This window comes from Bifidobacterium imperatoris, from assembly GCF_002860405.1.
In the GTDB taxonomy this organism is placed as follows: domain Bacteria; phylum Actinomycetota; class Actinomycetes; order Actinomycetales; family Bifidobacteriaceae; genus Bifidobacterium; species Bifidobacterium imperatoris.
Genome location: NZ_NMWV01000005.1, coordinates 167,343 through 187,737 on the forward strand (window position 1 = coordinate 167,343; position 20,395 = coordinate 187,737).

Genomic DNA, 20,395 nt, shown 5'->3' on the forward strand with positions numbered 1-20,395 from the left:
ATACTAATCTTTTATGGGAAAAACGACGATTAGGGTAGCTTTTGATGACCCGCTAGAAGCGGCGCATTTCCTGCAGCAATGCCGTAGAAAAGGCTATGATGCACAGCTTGAGGATTCGCGACCGCAGATTAAGCGTAACGGCCCAGCTTTGGCGACATGGCTGAAAGCACATCCGGGCTGGTATAAGGTGGGGGAGTCCGTCAATCGTGCGGCTGCGAATAAAGCGGTATTGAAGATTCGCAATGGCGAGCGTCGTGGCTTTGAGGGCGGCAAATTTGAGGCCCGCATGGAAAATCAGGATGGCAGCTGGCTGGTGTATGCGCGTTATGCCGGCAGGACTACTAAGCCGCGCAAGCCTCAGGCTGAAGGCATGGAACCATTGTTCTGATTGGTTTGCACAGCTCAGTCATAATTAAGCCAGACAAGAACTAATAAAACCCCAGCTGCCCGAAAGCAACTGGGGTTTTATTATGACCTAAAACTACCTATCAGATGTGGTAGTAGAGCTCGTACTCGAGCGGGGTCGGGGTCAGGCGAGCCTGATCGATCTCGTCGCGCTTGAGGCCAATCCAGGTCTCAATGAGATCGTCGGTGAAGACGTCGCCAGCGGTGAGGAAGTCGTGATCCTCTTCCAGAGCATCCATAGCCTCAGCCAAGGAGCTCGGGACCTGCTTGATGCCAGCGTGCTCTTCCGGAGGCAGCTCGTAGAGATCCTTGTCGACCGGTTCCGGAGGCTCGATGTGGTTCAGGATGCCGTCCAGGCCAGCCATCAGCTGAGCGGAGAAGGCGAGGAACGGGTTGCAGGACGGATCCGGAGCACGGAACTCGATACGCTTTGCAGCCGGGGAGGTGCCAGCCAGCGGAATACGGATGGCGGCCGAACGGTTACGAGCGGAGTACACCAGGTTGACCGGAGCCTCGAAGCCCGGAACCAGACGGTGGTAGGAGTTCAGAGACGGGTTGGTGAAGGCCAGTACGGAGGAGGAGTGCTTGATCAGGCCGCCGATGTACCAGCGAGCCAGGTCGGACAGACCGGCGTAGCCCTTCTCATCGTAGAACAGCGGCTTGCCGTCCTTCCACAGGGACTGGTGGCAGTGCATGCCAGTGCCGTTGTCGCCAGCAATCGGCTTCGGCATGAAGGTGGCGGACTTGCCAGCCAGAGCAGCGGTCTCGTGGACAACGTACTTGTACTTCATCAGGTCATCGCCTGCATGCTGCAGGGTGTTGAAGCGGTAGTTGATCTCCTGCTGGCCAGCGCCGGCGACCTCGTGGTGAGAACGCTCGAGGATCAGGCCGACCTTCTGCAGGTTGGCGACCATGTCGTCGCGCAGATCCTGAGTGTGGTCAATCGGAGGAACCGGGAAATAGCCCTTCTTGACGCGGTTCTTGAAACCGATGTTCGGGGTGCCGTCTTCCTCAACATCAACGCCGGAGTTCCACGGAGCTTCGATGGAGTCGACCTCGTAGAAGGAACGGTTCATGCCGTTCTCGAAGCGGACCTTGTCGAAGATGAAGAACTCAGCTTCAGGAGCGAAGGATGCGGTGTCGGCGATACCGGTGGACTTCAGGTAAGCCTCAGCCTTGCCGGCAACCTGACGAGGATCGCGGGAGTACGGCTCGTCGGTCAGCGGGTCGACGATGGAGAAGGCCACGTCGAGGGTCTTGTGCTTACGGAACGGATCAACGAATGCGGTGGCAACATCCGGCACCAGCTTCATGTCAGACTCGTTGATGGCCTGGAAGCCCTGGACGGAGGAACCATCGAACGGCATGCCGTCGGTGAATGCGTCCTTCAGGAACTCGCTAGCCGGCACGGTGAAGTGCTGCTGAACGCCGATAAGATCGGTGAAACGAACGGAGACATACTCGATGCCTTCCTTATTGATAAGGGCCTCGGCGTCTTCCTTGGACTTGAGTTCGGTCACGGGACCGCTCCTTTCGTGTGAAATTTAACAGTACCCATCGTAAAATCGCGCGTTTCGCCAGCTCGAAACTTGGGTTACGAGAATGTTTCGTACTGGTTGATGAATGCCGATGAACCGCGAAATTTCAAGGAATTGATATTTCAGGGAGAAAATGCAGACACCGTGAGTTCGTCCGTAACGTGGACAGCACAGCGAGCGTACGAGTGGTAATGCCGCGAGCACAATGAGTGAGATGGCTATAGAAAAAGCCCTGACATCCAAAATGATTCGGATGTCAGGGCTTGAAGCAGTTCTATGCGCTCTGCAGATCAGCGACCGCGCATTGCTCGGCGGGAAACCTTCTGCGGATGGTACGGGTCGATGCCCTTAGGCACGTTGTAACCCTTCTTGGCCTGCAGTGTGCGCAGACGATCGTTCAGCGTGGCCATTTCAGCCTTGGTCAGCAGGAAGCGGCGACGTGGATGGATCTTGGCGATTAGCGCATTCTTGTGATTGGTCGGTTCGTAGCTCTTGGAATGGGTCACAGTGTTACGCAGCTTGTCCAGCGGCACCTGCTTGGGGCCGTGGCCCACGGAAATACGATAAACCGGAATGGAGGAGCCAGCGGTAACGCCCTTGATTTCACGCTCCTGACGATCCATAGCCTTCATAATGCGACCGTAATCGCCTTCGCCAATCAGGTAAATGCCGTTCATCGAAGTACCGCGCCAAATAGCGTCCTTGGTCTTCGGATCAATCCACACCGGCTCCTGCGGGAAGTCGAAACCAGCTTTGCTCATGTTGCTCAGCACACCGATGGCTGCACCCGGCTTGCCATCGATCTGCTTGTAGCCCACGGCGTCAGCACGGCGGGTCAGCATCATCGTGGCGAACAGCAGGCCCAGCATAACGGCCGTAATCATCAGGAAGATCCAAGTAAGCCAAGACCACTTGAAGATCAGACCGATGATGATCATAACCACAACCGGCAGCAGGAAGGAGCCGGCTTCAAGCCACGGCAGGGCCTTATCTTCCTTGGCCGTGTACTTGTAGATCTGGATAACCTGCTTGATTGTGCTTTGCTTCTTAGGCTTTGCTTCCTTGTCCGCCATCACTCTTTCCTTTACTGCATGCTATTGCAATGAACACACTGGCAAATAACTGTATCAGGTGCGCTGGTCCGCGATTTGCAATTATCTCGTGATTATCTCGTGTGCAGCGGCCGTCCGTCCGCTTTGAGCAGCGCTTCGCCCAACGTCTCGCTGAACGTGGGATGTGGGTGAATCAGCCGCGCGGCATCTGACAATGGCACATGATTACCCACCAGTTGTTCGGCTTCGGCAATGATATCCGAGGCGAGAGGGGAGACCATATGCACGCCGAGGACTCGTGGGGTATCAGGGTCCTCCTGGCTGCAGCCGGACACCACGGTCAGCGATCCCGCGGTACCACGCATGAGCATACGGGCGTTAGCCATCATCGGATACACGGTTTCCTTGACCTCAAGCAGATCTTCTCGTTCCTGTGCCTGATCCAGCGTCAGTCCAACAGATGCGGCTTCAGGGGAGGAGAACACGATTTGCGGCACACTGGTCTCATCGACCGGTGCAACATGCAGGCCGGCGATGTTTTCCGCAATAACCAGCCCCTGCTCGAACGCTCGATGCGCCAGAGCATGGCCTACGGTAACGTCGCCCACGGCCCAAACACCAGGAACATTCGTTTGGCCAAACGCATCCGTGGCAACGAGTCCGTTTTCGGTCAGTGAAACACCCCAGGCCGGGTCAGTATTGGGGTCGCGGCCGATGGCAGCCAGAGCGATTTCTCCCCAAACCTGCTGCTCGCCATCAGCGCCATCCTTGGTGTAGTGCACAGTGGCGCCAAGATTCGCACCGATATCCACATGGGTCACATTGGTATGGGTGATGATATTGACACCATGCCGTTTGAGTTCGCGGGTCAGCGTAACTCCGGCACGGCGATCCCAGTTCGACAGCACACGGTCCTTACGAATCAGCAGTGTGACGTTCGATCCGGCTGCATTCCACATCGAAGCGAATTCCAAGGCCACCGCCCCAGCACCAACGACTACGGCGGAAGAAGGAAATTCGTTGAGCTCCAATGCCTGGGTGGAATCAATCAGGGCTGCCGCGAATGGATTATTCGGCAGTGGGCGAGGCTTAGCCCCAGTGGCGATAACGATATGGTTTGCCACCAAGTCAATATGGGTGCCTGCCGGCTCCGGTACGTCCGCTTTATGGAAAGCGATGATAGTGGCCTGCCCGTCAGCAGGAGCCAGATGCACGAGATGATGCCCTTCAGCATCAGTTTCGTCAGCTTTGAACGTGGCGGAAGCGCGCAATACAGTAATGCCGCGATGTGCCAAAAGACCCGCGAGCCCACGAACCATCGTGTCCACGATACGTAGTTTGTAATCACGCAACGTGCCAAAATCGATGCCGTCAACTGAAGCATTGACGCCAAGTTCCGCAGCCCTGTGCACGGTGTCAATGGTATGCGTGGCGGTAATCAGTGCTTTGGAAGGAATACATCCGCGATTGAGGCAAGTTCCGCCAACAGTGGCATCGCGTTCGATTAGCGCAACCTTCAACCCGAGTTCCGCAGCGCGCAAAGCTGTGGAATACCCTCCAGGACCAGCGCCGATAATTGCCACATCATACTGTTCGCTCATCATGCACTCCTTTGTCCGCACCCGATCTGTAGCTGCAAAATCGGACTATTCCCCATTACATATAACTATGGCTCCCATCATAGGGAGCCATAGTGCAAATCAAATACAACAAACGTTGTAAATCAGTAACTAGTCCTCAGGCCAGTGACCACGCTTGTCGTAACGCGGCTTCGGCAAACGCCAGCGACGCATCTGAATGGAACGGCTCCAAGCGTAGGAGAAGGAGCGGGAGCCCTTAGCCACGGAAGCCTCGCCGTACTTGGTAATGAGCTTAGCCTTGAGCTTGCGCCACATCAGCCACACATCGATGACAACGGCAATCAGGTAGCCATACATCAGAGTCATCATGATGATGGAAGCCCATGCGTTCTGCGATGCGGAAGTAACGAACATGGAGACAATCAGAATGGCGAACGCCACGGGAATGAACCATTCGCCCAAGTTGAAGCGGGCATCCACATAATCGCGGATGTAAATACGCCACGGCAGTCGCTCAGACTTCGGCATATTGTTCAGATCGCCGCTCTGCATGGCTGCGTATTCGCGATTCTCGCGCTCGCGCATGCGTGCCTTGGCAGCCTTGGCGCTGGCCTTACGGTCGGTGGGAACCAGCGGGCGGATACCGGCAGCCTGTGCCTTCTTCATCTTCGGGGTCGGACGGCCCTTGCCAGCGGACGGATTAGTGTTCTTCTCTTCGGCCTGTTCCACGGGAACTTGGGCCTCTTTTTTCTTGAACGGGTTCCATGTCATGCTTTGAGGTTACGGTGACGTTCAGACACATGTTGTGTAGGCGTAACCATTGGTATAACGCCCTTATATATAAGGAGAACACATGGCGGAACTCACCGTGGACCAGGTGCGCGAGCGCGTCGAAGATGACTGGAATCGCATTGTCGAACTGCTGAACCGGAAGATTGCACTGCAATCTGTTTCCGCCAAGGGCATTACCGCCGAGCATATGAAGCGTTCGGCTGAGTTCGTGGCTGAGGAGCTCAAGCTGGTTGGCATCGATACCAAGGTGGTGCAGGCCACGAATGAGGATGGTACTCTGGGCGCTTGGGAGGTTATCGGCTCTCGTATTGTGGATCCCGGTGCGCCTACCGTGCTGTTGTACGCCCACCATGATGTGCAGCCGGTGCCGGACCCTGCCGAATGGAACACCGATCCGTTCGTGGGCACTGAGATTGATGGTCGACTCTATGGTCGCGGTTCCGCTGATGATGGCGGCGGCATTGCGATTCATTCCGGTGCTCTGAAGGCGCTGGGCGATGATTTGCCGGTGAATATCAAGGTGTTCATTGAAGGTGAGGAGGAGATGGGCTCGCCGAGTTTCATCCCGTTCATCACCGCGCACAAGGACGAGTTCGACTCTGATGTGATCATCGTGGCCGATTCCGGCAATTGGTCCGCTGAGATTCCGTCGCTGACCACCTCGCTTCGCGGCAATACTTGCGTGGACGTGACCGTACGTGGCCTGAAGCATCCGGTGCACTCCGGCCAGTACGGCGGCCCGATCTTGGACTCCAATACGCTGGCCGCCATGCTGATTGCCTCGCTGTACGACGCTAACGGCGATATTGCCGTGCCGGGCATCGCCTCCGAGGAGCCGATTGGCGGTTTGCAGCAGGATGTTGATGAGGCCGGTGTACGTGCCGATGCCGGTGCTGTTGATGGATATGTGCTCGCTGGCACCGGTTCCCTGGCCTCTCGCTTGTGGACCAAGCCAAGCCTGACGGTGATTGGTTTTGACGCTCACCCGGTGGAGGGTTCCTTCAATGTGATTGCCCCGGAGACCCGTTTCCGCCTGTCTTTGCGCACTGCGCCAAACCAGCGCCCTGAAGAGGCTCAGGATGCGTTGGCTGCATTCCTTGTGGCCAATCCGCCATTTGGTGCCGAGGTTGAAGTGGCCAAGCTGGAGAACGGCATGGGTTGGGCTATGGACCCGAACGCTGAGGCCACGAAGGATGCGCTTGAGGCTATGGAAGAAGCGTTCGGTGTTGCTCCGATCAATCAGGGTCAGGGCGGTTCAATTCCATTCATTCCGGAACTGCAGCGCTTGTTCCCATCCGCCCAGGTGCTAGTCACCGGTCCGGAAGACCCGAAAGCCAACGCGCACAGCCCGAACGAGTCCATCTCTCTCTACGGCTTGAAGCACAACGTGATCACCGAAGCCCTGCTGCTTGCCAAGCTGGGTAAGTAGTTACCCTCATCAGATGGTAAGAAAGCGGAGTCAGCAGATTTGTTGATTCCGCTTTCTCATATTCAGCTATTGCCTTTGACCGTGGTTTGCCTTATAGTCATGGAGTTGACACGGGAGCTGCCTTAAGGCGGCTGAGAGGAGACGCATCAGTCTCGACCGATGGAACGTGACCGGGTAATGCCGTTCGTCACGGAATTGTCGCTCTTACATACCCGTGCCTGAACCCAAGCGATGTGAAGGATTCACAGCCTTACATCGCATGAGAAGAGAAGAAAAGGCACAATCATGACTGAAGCTGTGGCCAAGGCCAATTACAAGTGGCGCGTTGTTGATATCGTCGTCGCCGCTATCATCGCCGTTGCATCCGGCGTTATCTTCTGGGGTTGGGACATCGTCTGCGCTGTTCCGCTGACCCTGTTCGAAGGCGTCACCCCGGGCTTCGAAGGCCTGCTGAACGGCTTCTGGCTGTTCGCTGGCCCGCTGGCCGCCATCATCGTGCGCAAGCCGGGCGCCGCACTGTTCGCTGAAACCCTCGCCGCTTTCCTCGAGCTCACTCTGGGCAACCAGTGGGGCGTCGGCGGTTCCCTGATCGTCGGTATCATTCAGGGCCTTGGCGCCGAAATCGCATTCGCCGTGTTCGCCTACAAGAAGTGGAACATCGGCACCACCCTACTCTCCGGCGCTCTGGCCGGTGTCGGCTGCTGGGCTTACTACTGGGCAACCAACCCGGGCTGGAACGGTCTGCGCGTTACCTGGTACCTCGTTGGCTCCATTATCTCCGGCCTCGTGATTGCCGGTATCGTGGTGTGGTTCCTCTCCCGCGCGATTGCCGCCACCGGCGTGCTTGATCGCTTCGAGTCCGGTCGCGCTCAGGCTCGCATCTGATGCAGGTACAACCGGCCGCCGTTGAAGCCAACGGCTGGGGCTGGAGGCACGCAACGCGTAAGGATTTCGCGTTGCGTGCCGTTGATTTCACTATCCAGCCAGGTGAGCGTGTACTCTTACTCGGTGCTTCGGGCGCCGGCAAAAGCACAATGATGGCTGGGCTTGCAGGCGTGCTCGGCGGCGATGAGGAAGGCGAACAGGAAGGTTCGCTCACCATCGACGGCGTGGACGCCCGCGAAGCGCGAGGCCGTGTGGGCTTGGTGCTCCAAGACCCGGACTCGCAGATTATTCTTGAACGATTGGGCGATGACGCAGCATTCGGCTGTGAAAACCTCAACGTGCCGCGCGAAGAAATCTGGCAGCGTGTGCGCGAGTCCCTGAACCTCGTCGGTTTGGGAGACCTTGACCTTAATCGCTCCACTCGTCATCTTTCCGGTGGCCAACGCCAGCGTCTGGCTTTGGCTGGTGTACTCGCCATGAAGCCGGGACTGTTGCTGCTTGACGAGCCAACCGCGAACCTCGATCCCGAAGGCGTGGTCGAAGTGCATGACGCGGTCAAAAAAGTCGTTGAATCAACCGGCCAGACAATGGTGGTGGTGGAACACCATATTGATGTATGGCTGGATATGGTCGACCGTGTGATTGTGCTCGGCCGCCCCGAACCAGGCTCGCCAGCCGGTGCTGTTATCGCCGATGGCAAGCCGGATGAAGTGTTTGCCGCGATGGGTGATGTGCTGGCATCCGGTGGCGCATGGGTGCCTGGGCGCACAATCCCTGATTATCGTCCCGGGTCGGCTGCATCTCAGGCTGTACATGTGCGCAATGTGACAGCAGATACTTCTCAGACCGACGAGCACACGCCGGTGTTGAGCTGCCGCAACTTAAGCTTCGGCCGAGGCAGTGCGCTGGGCGGTGGTATCAACCTTGATTTCTATCCGGGCGAAGTCACTGCTCTGATGGGTCCGAATGGTGCCGGAAAGTCAACATTCGCGCTGACGTTGGCCGGATTGCTGCCACCTGTTGATGGGCAAGTACTGATCGCTGAGAATCTTGCTCCGCGGGCAGATCGTCGCGAGCCGATCACTTGGAAAAGTCGTGAGCTGCTCGGCCGCATTGGCATGGTGTTCCAAGAGCCGGAGCATCAGTTCGCTGCGAATTTCGTACGCGATGAAGTGGCCGTTGGTCCGAAGTCGATGGGCAAAACCCAAGAAGAAGCGTATGCCATTGCGGATTCCATGCTGGAACGTATGAATCTGACCCGATTCGCGCAGGCGAACCCATATACGCTTTCCGGTGGCGAGAAGCGGCGTCTTTCCGTGGCTTCGATGCTGGCTGCTGCACCACAGGTCTTGGTGATGGACGAGCCGACCTTCGGACAAGACTTCACCACATGGACCGAAATGGTCAAGCTCATCGCAGCCATTCGCGATCAAGGTTCCTGCGTGATCATGGTGACGCATGACGAGGCGTTGGTGAATGCGCTGGGTGCGCGCCGTGTGATGTTCCAGGAGGGGAGCCGGGCATGAGCGAATCCGTGCAGATTACTGTGCAAACGAATGAGCCGGATGACACTGCAGCCGTCAATATCTCCGATTATGTGACGGTCAGTCCGCAGGATACCCGTGTGGAGCCGGTCAAACCAGCTTCGCCCTCATGGTTTGTGGCACGCATCAATCCGGTGAGCCGTATTATCGGTGCGCTGCTGTTGTGCATTCCGATGTTCTTCAGCTTGGACTTGGTTTCCGCTTCTAGCGCGCTTGCCATTGAATTCGTGTTGCTGTGGATTGGCGGCGTGGCACCGTGGACGGTATGCCGCAAAACCTGGCCGGTGTGGATAGCCGCGTTGGGCAGCTTCATCTCCGTATTCCTATATGCGCGAGTCTCTGGTGAGATTCTCTGGTCCGCAGGTTGGATTGTGATTTCGGAGGGTTCGTTTCCGCTGGCTCTTGCCACGGCTATCCGTGTGGCCGCCATCGCCGTACCCGGTGTGATTTTGGCGCTTGGACTCGATCCCACCGATTTGGCAGATGGATTGGTTGAAATCCTGCATTTCTCACCGCGATTCGTCTACGGCGGTCTGGCAGGCCTGCGCATGTTCACCCTGCTGCAGGATGATTGGCGCGCTTTAGGCCTGTCCCAACGTTCCCGCGGACTAGGTGACGGCAATGCCATCATGCGTGCGCTTTCGCAAGCATTCGGTCTTCTGGTGCTTTCCATTCGCCGTGCCACCAAGCTGGCAACCGCAATGGAAGCCCGCGGCTTCGGCTCTGACGCTCCACGCTCGCAGGCGCGTGTCTCCAGCCTCCACACCATTGATTGGGTTTTTTACGCCATCTGCCTCGCCATCCCATTCGCCGCCCTAGCCCTAGCTATCGCCACCGGCAATTGGCACTTCGCTTTTCAGGGTGCCTGAAAAGCGTCGACGAGCACAGTGCTTTTCAAGGTGCCTGAGTTTATTCCACCTCCGCTGTACCTCCTTGCGGTAGGCTAAGGCCTATGCCGATTAATGCCCAGATTCTTGATAATCCCAAGTCGGACCGTGTGCGCCGCATCGCTGACCTCGCTCGCACCAAAGGTCGCGAACGCTCAGGCCGCTTCCTTATTGAAGGTCCGCAAGCGGTGCGCGAAGCCGTCACCTGGCGGCCGGATGTGGTGCAGGACCTGTATGTGGAGGTTTCCCAAGCACTGGAGCATCCGCGCGTTATTTCGTCCACGTTGGAGAAAATCGTGGATAAATCGCAGGATGCCACCATTTACGTGCATCAGTGCACAGGCGAGGTCATTCGCCATATCAGTAAGGACGCACAAGGCATTCTCGCTGTAGGTAACGCGCGCGCGATGCATACCGACATTGAGGATGTAGAGCTGCAGAAGAATCCTCAGATTGCCGCATTCTGGCAGGTTCGCGATCCCGGCAATGCCGGCACGGTGATTCGTGCGGCTGATGCGGCTGGCTGCGATGCTGTCATTTTTGTGGATGATTGTGTGGACCAATTGAATCCTAAGGTCATTCGCTCCACGGTCGGCTCGTTGTTCCATATTCCTGTGCTGCAGATGGGAACTGAAGAGTTCTTCAGCTGGGCTGCTGACCAACATGTGGACGTTTGTGCCGCCGATGTGTACGGCACCAAGGAACGCAAACCGGAAAGCCTGCCCCAAGTGTTGGCAGATACTGCTGCAGTAGCATCCGGCAAAGCTGTGCTCTTTGGTAATGAAGCGCGCGGTTTGGAGCCTGAAATCCTTGAACAATGCCAGCGAATCATCTCCATTCCTCTCTATGGCAAAGCCGAATCATTGAACCTCGGTACTTCGGCCGCGGTCATGCTGATGAGCTTGGCTATGTCGGGTCATATTGAAACAATGTGAGTTTGGAAAATACGCTGCAAACATTAGAAAACCGCGTTGAGTAATCATCGAACGAAAGGGTTCTCGTGGCAGAACAAATGGTGTTCGATGCAGACCAGGTAACCGCTGCGGTTGCCGAGGGCATCGAGAAAATCCAGAACGCCTCCAATCTGGAGGAGCTGAAAGCCATCAAGACACAGTACGCAGGCGCTGACTCTGCGATGACTCGTGCCAGCAAGGCCATCGGTTCGCTCCCTGTAGATAAGAAGAAGGACGCGGGCAAGCTTATGAGCAAGCTGCGCGCCGACTTCGGCCGCGCATACGGACCCAAGGAAGTAGAGCTCAAGGAAGCTGCTGAAAAGGCTGCTCTGGCTGCCGAAACCGTGGATATGACGCTGCCGGTGAACCGCAAGCCGCTGGGCGCCCGTCACCCGCTGGCCAAGCTGATGGAAGACGTTGAGGACTTCTTCATCTCTATGGGCTGGCAGATTTCCTCCGGTCCGGAGATTGAAGCCGAATGGTACAACTTTGACTCCCTGAACTTCGGCCCTGACCATCCGGCTCGCCAGATGCAGGATACCTTCTACGTCAAGGGCAACCAGGCCAAGGATGCTGCAGGCTTCGTGGGCTCCAACATGGTGGTACGCACGCAGACCTCCTCCGATCAGGTTCGTGCACTGCTCACCCGTGGCGTGCCGCTGTACATCGCCAGCCCGGGCCGTGTGTTCCGCACCGATGAGCTTGACGCCACCCACACCCCGGTGTTCCACCAGTGCGAAGCCCTCGCCGTTGACAAGCACCTGACTATGGCCGACCTGAAGGGCGTGCTGGACAAGCTCGCCGTGGCCATGTTCGGGCCGGAAGCCAAGACCCGTCTGCGCCCGAGCTACTTCCCGTTCACTGAGCCGAGCGCCGAGCTCGACTTGTGGTTCCCCGATAAGAAGGGTGGCCCGGGCTGGCTCGAATGGGGCGGTTGCGGCATGGTGAACCCGAATGTGTTGAAGTCCGCTGGCATCGACCCGGACGTATACACCGGCTTCGCTTTCGGCGTGGGCATGGAGCGCACGCTGCTGCTGCGCAGCGACATCAACGATATGCACGACCTGGTTGAAGGCGACGTGCGTTTCGCCGAACAGTTTGTGATGGGGGAGTGATTCAGCCATGCCTATGATCGATATCGATTGGCTCAAGGACCATGTTGAGGTTCCTGAAGGCCTGACCTATGAGCAGCTCGCCAAGGACCTCGTCAAGGTGGGTCTTGAGGAAGAGGAGATTCACTCCTCTCAGGTGACCGGCCCGATCGTGGTCGGCTACGTGGTGGATGCCACTCCGGAACCGCAGAAGAACGGCAAGATCATCAACTGGTGTCATGTTGATTGCGGTGATGAATGGAACGAAACCGACGAGAACGGCAACAAGGTTCCGCGCGGCATCATCTGCGGCGCTCCGAACATGAAGGCCGGCGAGAAGGTCGTCGTGACCCTGCCGGGTGCCGTGCTGCCGGGCGACTTCAAGATCGAACCGCGCAAGACCTACGGCCACATCTCCAACGGCATGTGCGCATCCGAGCGCGAACTGGGCTTGGGTGATAACCACAACGGCATCATCCTGCTGCGCGAATACGGCTTCACCGAAGCTGAGTACGAGGCTCTGAAGCCCGGCCAGGATGCCATGCACCTGCTGCACCTCGACCAGCCGATGCTCGAAATCAACATCACCCCGGATCGCGGTTACACGTTGTCCTACCGTGGTGTGGCCCGCGAATACCACCACTCCACCGGTGCTCCGTACACTGATCCGGCGATTGCCCTGAACGAGAAGGCTCCGGAACCGTCTGACTACCAGCCGGGCACCAAGGTGGACATCGACATCGAAATCGATGACAACAACCCGATTCACGGTGTTCCCGGATGCGACCGCTACTATGCACGCATCGTGAAGAACTTCGATCCGACCGCCAAGACTCCGAACTGGATGCGCCGCCGCCTGACCCGTGCAGGTATGCGCTCCCTGTCTCTGGCCGTGGACGTGACCAACTACGTGATGCTGGATCTCGGTCAGCCGATGCACGCCTACGATCTCGACAAGCTCGAAGGCCCGATTGTGGTCCGTCGTGCCAACGCCGGTGAGAAGCTCACCACGCTGGACGGCAAGGAGCACGAGCTTAGCGTCGAAGATTTGCTCATCACCGACTCTCCGAACGGTGAGCGCGGTTCCCGCATCATCGGCCTTGCCGGTGTGATGGGTGGCCTGTACGGCGAAGTGACCGCCGAAACCAAGAACATCCTTCTGGAAGCCGCACACTTCGATCAGGTGACCATCGCCCGCTCCGCACGCCGCCACAAGACCCCATCCGAAGCATCCCGTCGCTTCGAACGTGGCGTGGACACTGCGCTGCAGCCGGCCGCCGCTCAAATGGCCGCCGAACTGCTGGCCAAGTACGGCAATGGTGAGCCGAGCGAACATCCGAACGATGTGAACAACACGCATCGTCGCAAGGCCATTCACTTCAAGGCCTCCGAAGTGGCGCGTGTGGCCGGTCTCGACGTGGACATCAACCGTATTTCCGATATTCTCACCGATATCGGCTGCACGGTTGCCGGTGGCGGCAACGGCGAATTCTCCGTCACTCCGCCGACCTGGCGTCCGGATCTCACCGCTCCGTGCGATTTGGTTGAGGAGATTGCTCGACTGGTCGGCTACGATCAGATTCCGATTTCCGTGCCGCCGGCTCCCGTGGAAGGTCTCGTTGGCCTGACTCCGAACCAGCTGCGTCGCCGTCGCATTGCTGACGAACTGGCTGAGTATGGCATGGTGGAAGCGCTGAGCTACCCATTCGTGGGCGATGAGGATTACAAGGCTTTCGCTTATGATCCTGAGTCCACCAAGAAGGTCAGCGTGGAAATCGCCAACCCACTGTACGGCGATCGCCCGTACCTGCGTCGCGAGATTTTGCCGACCTTGGCCACCACCGTGCAGCGCAACATTCGCCGTGGCATCGAGAACGTGTCCCTCTATGAGCTGGGCCATGTCTACCTGTGGGATCCTGAGGCTCCGGCCATCCCGGCATTGCCGGGTGGCGTTCGCCCGACCGACGAGCAGCTGGCTGCACTCGATGCTGGTCTGCCTGACCAGCCCGACCATGTGGCAGGCATCCTGACCGGTCTGGCTGAGGATGCCGGCTGGCTGGGCGGCAAGCGCCCGGTTGATTGGTCCGATGCTGTGGAAGCGGTGCGCCGCATCGCTGGCCGTATCGGCGCGAACATCACGCTTGACCAGCCAGCTGCCGACGATGTACCCGCACAGTGGCATCCGGGCCGTGCCGCCCGCGTGATGGCTGGCGATGTGTTCGCCGGTTGGGTGGGTGAGCTGCACCCGCGCGTCAACGAAGCTCTTGGCTTCCCAGAGCATTCCGCTGCCTTCGAGCTGAACCTGACCGATCTGTTCGCCACGCTGACAGGCAAGCCGGTCCAGGCCAAGCCGATTTCCACGTTCCCGCCTGTCAAGCAGGATCTGGCATTCACCGTGGACGATACGGTCAGCGCTGCTCAGGTGGAGAATGTGATTCGCGAAGCCGCAGGAGCCAACCTCGAATCCATTGAACTGTTCGATGTGTTCACCGGTGAGCAGGTGGGCGAAGGCAAGAAGTCCTTGGCATACGCTGTGGTCTTCCGCTCCCCGAGCAAGACGCTCTCCGCTGAAGACAGCGAAGCGATTCGTGCGAATATCGTGGCCGAAGCCGCAAAGCTCGGTGCGCAGCTGCGCGCCTGACCTGCCCTCTGGCTCCCCGAATAAATATGGCTCCCCTCTGAAGAGGGGAGCTCGCCGAAGGTGACTAAGGGGAGCCATACCCATCTGTGAAGTAATACATAAGGAGCGCCATGAGCCAGCCAGAACAGCAAACACCGGAATACGGGCAGTACAAGCAGCCTGAATACGGTGCTATGGCTGGCCAATATGGCCCCAATTACAATCCATATCTGTATGGCGCTCCTGAACCGGATTCCAAGCAGAACACTGCTGAGCAACAGGCGGCAACTGCTAATGCCGCTAGTAGCAATGCGCAGCAGCAGAATATGCCCGGCTACTATCCGGGCAGATATCCCGGAGCGCAGGGTCAGCCATATGGTCAGGCCGGTCAGCAACATCAGGCTGGCAAGCCGTATCAGCCGCATTACTACAACGGCATCGACTTGAACGATCCCAACCAGAATCCTTTGTATGGGCATTGGGATTCGTATGCAATCATTTCATTCGTGCTGGCACTGTTCTTCCCTGTGCCGGTGCTCTCCGCGCTGATGGGCATTGTGGCTATGTGGCGCACCCGCACTTTCCATATGAAAGGCTTTGGCCTGGCTGTTGCCGCTGTGGTATTGAATGTGCTGTATACGCTGGCCGTTATTTGGATGGCGCTCAACGGCTATGATGCCATGAGCCTCTATCAGGAAGCGTTGCAGCAGCTTACCGGTGGCGCAGGCTCTTCTTCCGGTGATTCTATCTCTGCATGATTGTTTACGTTGGCTGAACGATTCCTGTGCGAAAAGTGAATCAACACACCTGTGCATAACTATGCATAAGTCTGCATAATCATGTATACTCATCTCGGTTACATCAGTTTGAAAAGAGATGAGTATGCCGAAATATTCAGTGGCCGTGGCCGGTGCCACGGGATATGCCGGAGGCGAGGCGCTGCGCATTCTTGCTGCCCACCCCGACTTTGAAGTCACCTGTGTGGCTGGCCATTCTTCCGTGGGCGATTCCATGTCCAAACACATGCCGCACATTCCGCAGCTGGCCGGACTTACCGTGGAAGACACCACGCCGGAAGTCCTTAACGGTCATGACATCATTATTCTCGCCTTGCCGCACGGAGCATCCGGCAAACTTGCTTCCCAGCTTGATTCGAACGCAGTGGTTGTGGATTTAGGCGCCGATCATCGTCTTGAAGAACGCAGTGCATGGGATGAGTTCTACGGTGGCGACTTCTACGATCACTGGACCTACGGTATGCCGGAGCTCATCACCGGTAAGAATAGCGACGGCACATATACTCGCCAGCGTACGGCATTGCCGGGCACTAAGCGCATTGCTGGGCCGGGTTGCAATGTCACTGCAATCACGCTGGCACTCCAGCCGGCTATCGCTGAAGGACTTGTTGAGCCGACTGATATCGTGGCTGATTTGGTCGTTGGATATTCTGGCGCAGGCAAGAATCTGAAGCGTACCAATCTGCTTGCTTCTGAGGCATTGCAGTCCGCACTGCCGTATGGTGTCGGTGGCACGCATCGCCATATTCCTGAGATTTTGCAGAACTTCGCACATGCTGCAGGCAAGAACGCCGCAGCAGCCAATGAATTCACGCTCGGCTTCACGCCGGTCTTGGCTCCGATGTCTCGCGGCATTCTCGCCACCGTTTCCGCTCATATGAGCGAAAAGGCGCTGGATATGAGCGATGAGGAGATCCGTGACGTCTGGGCCAAAGCATACGAGGGTCAGGACTTCATGGTGCTGCTGCCTGAAGGCATGCTGCCGGCAACCGGTAACGTGATTGGCTCCAATGCCGCTCACCTGCAAGTGGTCGTTGATCGCAAGTCCAAGCGACTGTACGCATTTTCAGCTATTGATAACCTCAACCGCGGAACAGCCGGTCAAGCGGTACAGTCTCTGAATGTCGCACTGGGCCTGCCGGAGGATACAGGCCTGACCAAGATTGGAGTAGCACCGTGAGCGTCACATTCGCACAAGGCTTTACCGCAGCAGGCGTTGAAGCCGGGATTTCCGCAGTCGAAGGCAAGAAGGATTTGGCGCTGGTCGTCAACAACGGTCCGCTTGATGCCGCTGCCGGCGTGTTCACTTCGAATCGTTTCTGCGCAGCGCCGGTGCAATGGAGCCGCAAAATCGTGGCAGATGGCCACGTCAAAGCCGTGATTTTGAACTCCGGTGGCGCCAACGCCTGCACCGGTGAGGAAGGCTACGCGCAGTCCAAAGCCACTGCGGAAAAAGTCGCAGAACTGGTTGCCGCCAAGCCAGAAGATGTGGCGGTCTGCTCCACCGGTCTGATCGGTGAACTGCTGCCGCTCGACCATGTGCTCGATGGTGCTGCCAAAGCGTATGAAGCTCTGGCTGATACCGCCGAAGCTGGTGCGGATGCATCACATGCCATCATGACCACCGACACCAAGCCCAAGACGGTTGAACTAACCGGTTCCAACGGGTGGAAGATCGGCGGCATGGTCAAGGGCTCCGGCATGATCGCTCCGCAGCTGGCCACCATGCTGTGCGTCATCACCACTGATGCTGTGGTCTCCGCTGGTCAAATGCAGGCCGCACTCGCTGTGGCTGCAGAGCATTCCTTCAACCGCATTGATGTGGACGGCTGCATGTCCACTAATGATACGGTCCTGCTGCTTGCCTCTGGTGCTTCCGGCATCGAACCAGACAAGGACGAATTCAACAAGCTCGTGCGTGAAGCGTGCGCCAGCCTGTCCCGCCAAATCATCGGCGACGGTGAGGGCGCATCCCACGACATTCGCATCACCGTCACCGGTGCCACCAGCGAGGAAGCAGCCTTGGCTTGCGGCCGTGCGGTAGCTGCCTCCAACTTGCTCAAATGCGCGATTTCCGGCAACGATCCGAACTGGGGGCGTATCGTCAGCTCCCTCGGCACCGTACCTGAAGACGTGGCTCCATACGATTCGAACAAGGTGACCGTGGACGTCAACGGCGTGCGCATCTGCGAGAACGGTGGAGCCGGCCGCGATCGCAGCGAAGTTGACATGACCCCGCGCGAAGTGCATATCGACATTGATCTGAACACCGGTTCGAATGCCGAAGCAACCGTGTGGACCGACGATCTGACCCACGAATACGTACACATCAACGCCGACTACGAAAGCTGAACTCATTCCGTGTGCAGGTTTGGTGCCGGTGTTCGTTGCCCGACACACTCAAGGCCGTTCGGCCAAGCTTACGGTCCGGCAACAAACACCGGCACCAAACCCTTTACGCGTTGAATAACTATGAGGGGAAATAATAGATTTATGGCTACGGAATTAAAGGGACCTGGGTTCCATTTTGACGTGCATACGGATTTGCGCGCCGATCAGAAAGCGGAAGTGCTGATTGAGGCATTGCCGTGGTTGGAAGAGTTTGCCGGCCAGCGCATTGTGGTCAAATATGGCGGCAACGCTATGGTCGACGAACATTTGAAGCAATGCTTCGCGGAAGACATGGTGTTTCTGCGTCAGGTGGGCATTCACCCGATCGTGGTGCACGGTGGCGGCCCGCAGATCTCCCACATGTTGAAAGCTCTGGGCATCAAATCCGAATTCAAGGGCGGCCTGCGCGTCACGACTCCTGAAGCCATGGATGTGGTGCGCATGGTGTTGACCGGTAAGGTTTCCCGCGAACTGGTGGGTCTGATCAATGCGCATGGTCCGTTGGCAGTGGGCCTATCTGGTGAGGATGGTGGCCTGTTCTCCGCAACCCAGCGCAAGCCGGTTATCGACGGCACCCCTACGGATATTGGTCTGGTTGGCGATGTGGTGTCTGTAGACGCCTCCGCTGTGGAAGATCTGGTATCCGCAGGCCGTATTCCTGTGGTGTCTTCCGTGGCTCCGAATGAAGAAGACGCCACTGAAGTGTTGAATGTGAACGCCGATTCCGCCGCCGCCGCATTGGCTGCCGCTGTTGGCGCCCACAAGCTGGTGATTCTGACCGACGTGGATGGTCTGTATGCCGATTGGCCGGACAAGAACTCTCTGATTGGCCGTATCGGCGTGGAGAATCTGCGTGACATGCTGCCGGATCTGGAATCCGGTATGCGCCCGAAGATGGAAGCTTGCGTGCGTGCTATTGATGGCGGCGTGCCTCAGGCACACATCATTGATGGTCGCAAACCGCACTCCATCTTGAATGAGATATTCACTTCCGCAGGTATCGGCACTATGGTCGTGCCTGAGGATGGACTGGAAATGAGGAGCTCATATGTCTACTGAGCATAAGGAAACGTTGGGCGCTGAAGACAGCAAGTGGCTGGGGGAGTACTCCCAAGTTCATATGAACGTGTTCGGCATCCCGCTGCGCGTTATGGATCATGGCCAGGGTGCTCATGTCTGGGACGTGGACGGTAACGAATACCTCGATTTCCTGGCGGGCATTGCCGTTAATTCGCTGGGCTACGCACACCCCAAGTGGGTTAAGGCGGTTGCCGATCAAGCGGCAAAGGTCGCGCACATCAGCAATTATTTCGCGTCCGAGCCGCAGATTGAGCTCGCAGCCAAGCTGGTCAAGCTCGCTGGCGCTCCCGAAGGTTCCAAGGTCTACTTCGGCAACTCCGGTGCCGAAGGTAATGAAGCGGCGTTGAAGCTGGCGAAGCTGTATGGCCGCACATTGCCCGGCGCACTGCCTGCCGTGGGTGGTAAGCCGGCTCGTATCATCGCCATGACTCATGGATTCCACGGTCGTACGATGGGCGCGCTTTCCGCAACATGGAAACCGGGAATCCGTAAGCCCTATGATCCACTGGTGCCGAATATCGAATTCGTGCGTGCCGGAGACAAGTTCGCTTTGCATGATGCGTTCGCGCAAACCGGTCTCGGCCATTACGGTAAGGGTCCTGTGGCCGCGGTGATTCTCGAGCTCATCCAAGGTGAGGCAGGCGTCAAGCCTGTGGGCGCTGACTATGTGAAGTTCGTGCGTGAGATGTGTGACATCAATCATGCGCTGCTCATCATTGACGAGGTGCAGACCGGCATGGGCCGTACCGGTTCCTGGTTCGCATTCCAGAACGAGGAACTTTCCGGTGGCGTGACCCCGGACATGATCACTTTCGCCAAAGGTGTGGCCGGCGGCTTCCCGATGGGTGGCATGATTGCCTTCGGCGCCAAGCTCGCATCGCTGTTCACCCCGGGTTCTCACGGTTCCACATTCGCCGGCAATCCGCTAGGCGCTGCGGCAGGTCTTGCCACCATCGGTGTGATCGAGGAGGAAAACCTTGTGGCGAACGCCGAAGAACGCGGCAAGCAGCTGCGCGAAGGAATCATGGCCACAGGCAATCCGCTGTACGTATCCGTGCGAGGCCGCGGCCTGCTGGATGCCGTGGAACTGAAGCATCCGTGCGCTCACGCGGTAATGAACTACTGCCTTGAACATGGGTTGATTGTGAATGCCGTAGCACCTGATGCGCTGCGTTTCGCACCGCCGCTGATCGTCACCGCCGAAGACGTTGATCAGGCTTTGGCAGTGCTCAAGAGCGTTCCGACTGACCTGCCTAACGACTGAATTAAGGGAAAACCGTAACGGTACTTGACTTTTCTCTCCGGCTCACCTCTGTAAGGGGAGCTGTCAGCAAAGCTGACTGAGTGGAGT

17 protein-coding genes are annotated in these 20,395 nt (G+C 57.7%); 13 read left to right on the forward strand and 4 right to left on the reverse strand.

What is annotated here, in order from left to right:
- Positions 1-13 precede the first annotated feature (13 nt).
- Positions 14-388, forward strand: a complete 375-nt coding sequence (locus Tam1G_RS01870) for a hypothetical protein (RefSeq protein ID WP_033890295.1) — start codon at positions 14-16, stop codon at positions 386-388.
- A gap of 100 nt (positions 389-488) precedes the next feature.
- On the opposite strand, the gene glnA is transcribed toward Tam1G_RS01870, so the two are convergent.
- The 4 genes from glnA to Tam1G_RS01890 all read right to left on the reverse strand — a co-directional run bounded on the left by glnA (position 489) and on the right by Tam1G_RS01890 (position 5,346).
- Positions 489-1,925 (reverse strand): type I glutamate--ammonia ligase, encoded by a 1,437-nt coding sequence (gene glnA, locus Tam1G_RS01875; RefSeq protein WP_033890296.1) that lies wholly within the window; start codon positions 1,923-1,925, stop codon positions 489-491.
- Between the two features lie 308 nt (positions 1,926-2,233).
- Complete coding sequence (locus Tam1G_RS01880) at positions 2,234-3,016, reverse strand: DUF4191 domain-containing protein (RefSeq protein ID WP_033890297.1); 783 nt, start codon at positions 3,014-3,016, stop codon at positions 2,234-2,236.
- Between the two features lie 92 nt (positions 3,017-3,108).
- Positions 3,109-4,596: a dihydrolipoyl dehydrogenase family protein gene (locus Tam1G_RS01885; protein ID WP_101625251.1), complete on the reverse strand. Its 1,488-nt coding sequence runs from the start codon at positions 4,594-4,596 to the stop codon at positions 3,109-3,111.
- 129 nt (positions 4,597-4,725) lie between these two features.
- Complete coding sequence (locus tag Tam1G_RS01890) at positions 4,726-5,346, reverse strand: DUF3043 domain-containing protein (RefSeq protein WP_101625252.1); 621 nt, start codon at positions 5,344-5,346, stop codon at positions 4,726-4,728.
- A gap of 82 nt (positions 5,347-5,428) precedes the next feature.
- On the opposite strand from Tam1G_RS01890, the gene Tam1G_RS01895 reads away from it, so the two are divergent.
- From Tam1G_RS01895 to Tam1G_RS01950, 12 genes are all read left to right on the forward strand, one after another.
- A complete protein-coding gene (locus Tam1G_RS01895; protein ID WP_101625253.1) occupies positions 5,429-6,796 on the forward strand; it encodes a dipeptidase in 1,368 nt (455 codons plus the stop codon).
- 285 nt (positions 6,797-7,081) lie between these two features.
- Entirely contained in the window at positions 7,082-7,681 is a 600-nt protein-coding gene (locus tag Tam1G_RS01900; RefSeq protein WP_101625254.1) for an ECF transporter S component, read from the forward strand.
- Positions 7,681-9,207 (forward strand): ABC transporter ATP-binding protein, encoded by a 1,527-nt coding sequence (locus Tam1G_RS01905; RefSeq protein WP_165781866.1) that lies wholly within the window; start codon positions 7,681-7,683, stop codon positions 9,205-9,207. The genes Tam1G_RS01900 and Tam1G_RS01905 overlap by 1 nt, the downstream gene beginning before the upstream one ends.
- Before the next feature lie 59 nt (positions 9,208-9,266).
- Positions 9,267-10,094, forward strand: coding sequence for an energy-coupling factor transporter transmembrane component T family protein (locus tag Tam1G_RS01910; RefSeq protein WP_101625369.1), 828 nt, complete (start codon positions 9,267-9,269; stop codon positions 10,092-10,094).
- Between the two features lie 83 nt (positions 10,095-10,177).
- Positions 10,178-11,047, forward strand: coding sequence for a TrmH family RNA methyltransferase (locus tag Tam1G_RS01915; protein WP_101625255.1), 870 nt, complete (start codon positions 10,178-10,180; stop codon positions 11,045-11,047).
- Positions 11,048-11,124: 77 nt separating this feature from the next.
- Positions 11,125-12,180, forward strand: a complete 1,056-nt coding sequence (gene pheS / locus Tam1G_RS01920) for a phenylalanine--tRNA ligase subunit alpha (RefSeq protein ID WP_193349258.1) — start codon at positions 11,125-11,127, stop codon at positions 12,178-12,180.
- A 7-nt stretch (positions 12,181-12,187) separates the two neighbouring features.
- Entirely contained in the window at positions 12,188-14,797 is a 2,610-nt protein-coding gene (gene pheT / locus Tam1G_RS01925; protein ID WP_101625256.1) for a phenylalanine--tRNA ligase subunit beta, read from the forward strand.
- Positions 14,798-14,907: 110 nt separating this feature from the next.
- The gene (locus tag Tam1G_RS01930; protein WP_033890307.1) at positions 14,908-15,534 is read left to right on the forward strand and encodes a DUF4190 domain-containing protein; all 627 of its coding nucleotides are present in this window, start codon (positions 14,908-14,910) and stop codon (positions 15,532-15,534) included.
- A 124-nt stretch (positions 15,535-15,658) separates the two neighbouring features.
- Entirely contained in the window at positions 15,659-16,753 is a 1,095-nt protein-coding gene (gene argC, locus Tam1G_RS01935) for an N-acetyl-gamma-glutamyl-phosphate reductase (RefSeq protein WP_101625257.1), read from the forward strand.
- Positions 16,750-17,925, forward strand: a complete 1,176-nt coding sequence (gene argJ, locus Tam1G_RS01940) for a bifunctional glutamate N-acetyltransferase/amino-acid acetyltransferase ArgJ (protein WP_101625258.1) — start codon at positions 16,750-16,752, stop codon at positions 17,923-17,925. Before argC ends, argJ begins: the two co-directional genes overlap by 4 nt.
- A gap of 141 nt (positions 17,926-18,066) precedes the next feature.
- Positions 18,067-19,023 carry an acetylglutamate kinase gene (gene argB / locus Tam1G_RS01945; RefSeq protein WP_033890310.1) on the forward strand — a complete coding sequence of 319 codons (957 nt, stop codon included), beginning with the start codon at positions 18,067-18,069 and terminating at the stop codon, positions 19,021-19,023.
- The gene (locus Tam1G_RS01950) at positions 19,013-20,308 is read left to right on the forward strand and encodes an acetylornithine transaminase (protein WP_101625259.1); all 1,296 of its coding nucleotides are present in this window, start codon (positions 19,013-19,015) and stop codon (positions 20,306-20,308) included. The genes argB and Tam1G_RS01950 overlap by 11 nt, the downstream gene beginning before the upstream one ends.
- Positions 20,309-20,395 lie beyond the last annotated feature (87 nt).

Bases quoted from the DNA above. Each gene is read 5' to 3' on its own strand.
- Tam1G_RS01870 (WP_033890295.1), top strand. From the start codon at position 14: ATGGGAAAAACGACGATTAGGGTAGCTTTTGATGACCCGCTAGAAGCG.
- Tam1G_RS01880 (WP_033890297.1), bottom strand. From the start codon at position 3,016: ATGGCGGACAAGGAAGCAAAGCCTAAGAAGCAAAGCACAATCAAGCAG.
- Tam1G_RS01885 (WP_101625251.1), bottom strand. From the start codon at position 4,596: ATGAGCGAACAGTATGATGTGGCAATTATCGGCGCTGGTCCTGGAGGG.
- Tam1G_RS01890 (WP_101625252.1), bottom strand. From the start codon at position 5,346: ATGACATGGAACCCGTTCAAGAAAAAAGAGGCCCAAGTTCCCGTGGAA.
- Tam1G_RS01895 (WP_101625253.1), top strand. From the start codon at position 5,429: ATGGCGGAACTCACCGTGGACCAGGTGCGCGAGCGCGTCGAAGATGAC.
- Tam1G_RS01900 (WP_101625254.1), top strand. From the start codon at position 7,082: ATGACTGAAGCTGTGGCCAAGGCCAATTACAAGTGGCGCGTTGTTGAT.
- Tam1G_RS01905 (WP_165781866.1), top strand. From the start codon at position 7,681: ATGCAGGTACAACCGGCCGCCGTTGAAGCCAACGGCTGGGGCTGGAGG.
- Tam1G_RS01915 (WP_101625255.1), top strand. From the start codon at position 10,178: ATGCCGATTAATGCCCAGATTCTTGATAATCCCAAGTCGGACCGTGTG.
- pheS (WP_193349258.1), top strand. From the start codon at position 11,125: ATGGTGTTCGATGCAGACCAGGTAACCGCTGCGGTTGCCGAGGGCATC.
- pheT (WP_101625256.1), top strand. From the start codon at position 12,188: ATGCCTATGATCGATATCGATTGGCTCAAGGACCATGTTGAGGTTCCT.
- Tam1G_RS01930 (WP_033890307.1), top strand. From the start codon at position 14,908: ATGAGCCAGCCAGAACAGCAAACACCGGAATACGGGCAGTACAAGCAG.
- argC (WP_101625257.1), top strand. From the start codon at position 15,659: ATGCCGAAATATTCAGTGGCCGTGGCCGGTGCCACGGGATATGCCGGA.
- argB (WP_033890310.1), top strand. From the start codon at position 18,067: ATGGCTACGGAATTAAAGGGACCTGGGTTCCATTTTGACGTGCATACG.
- Tam1G_RS01950 (WP_101625259.1), top strand. From the start codon at position 19,013: ATGTCTACTGAGCATAAGGAAACGTTGGGCGCTGAAGACAGCAAGTGG.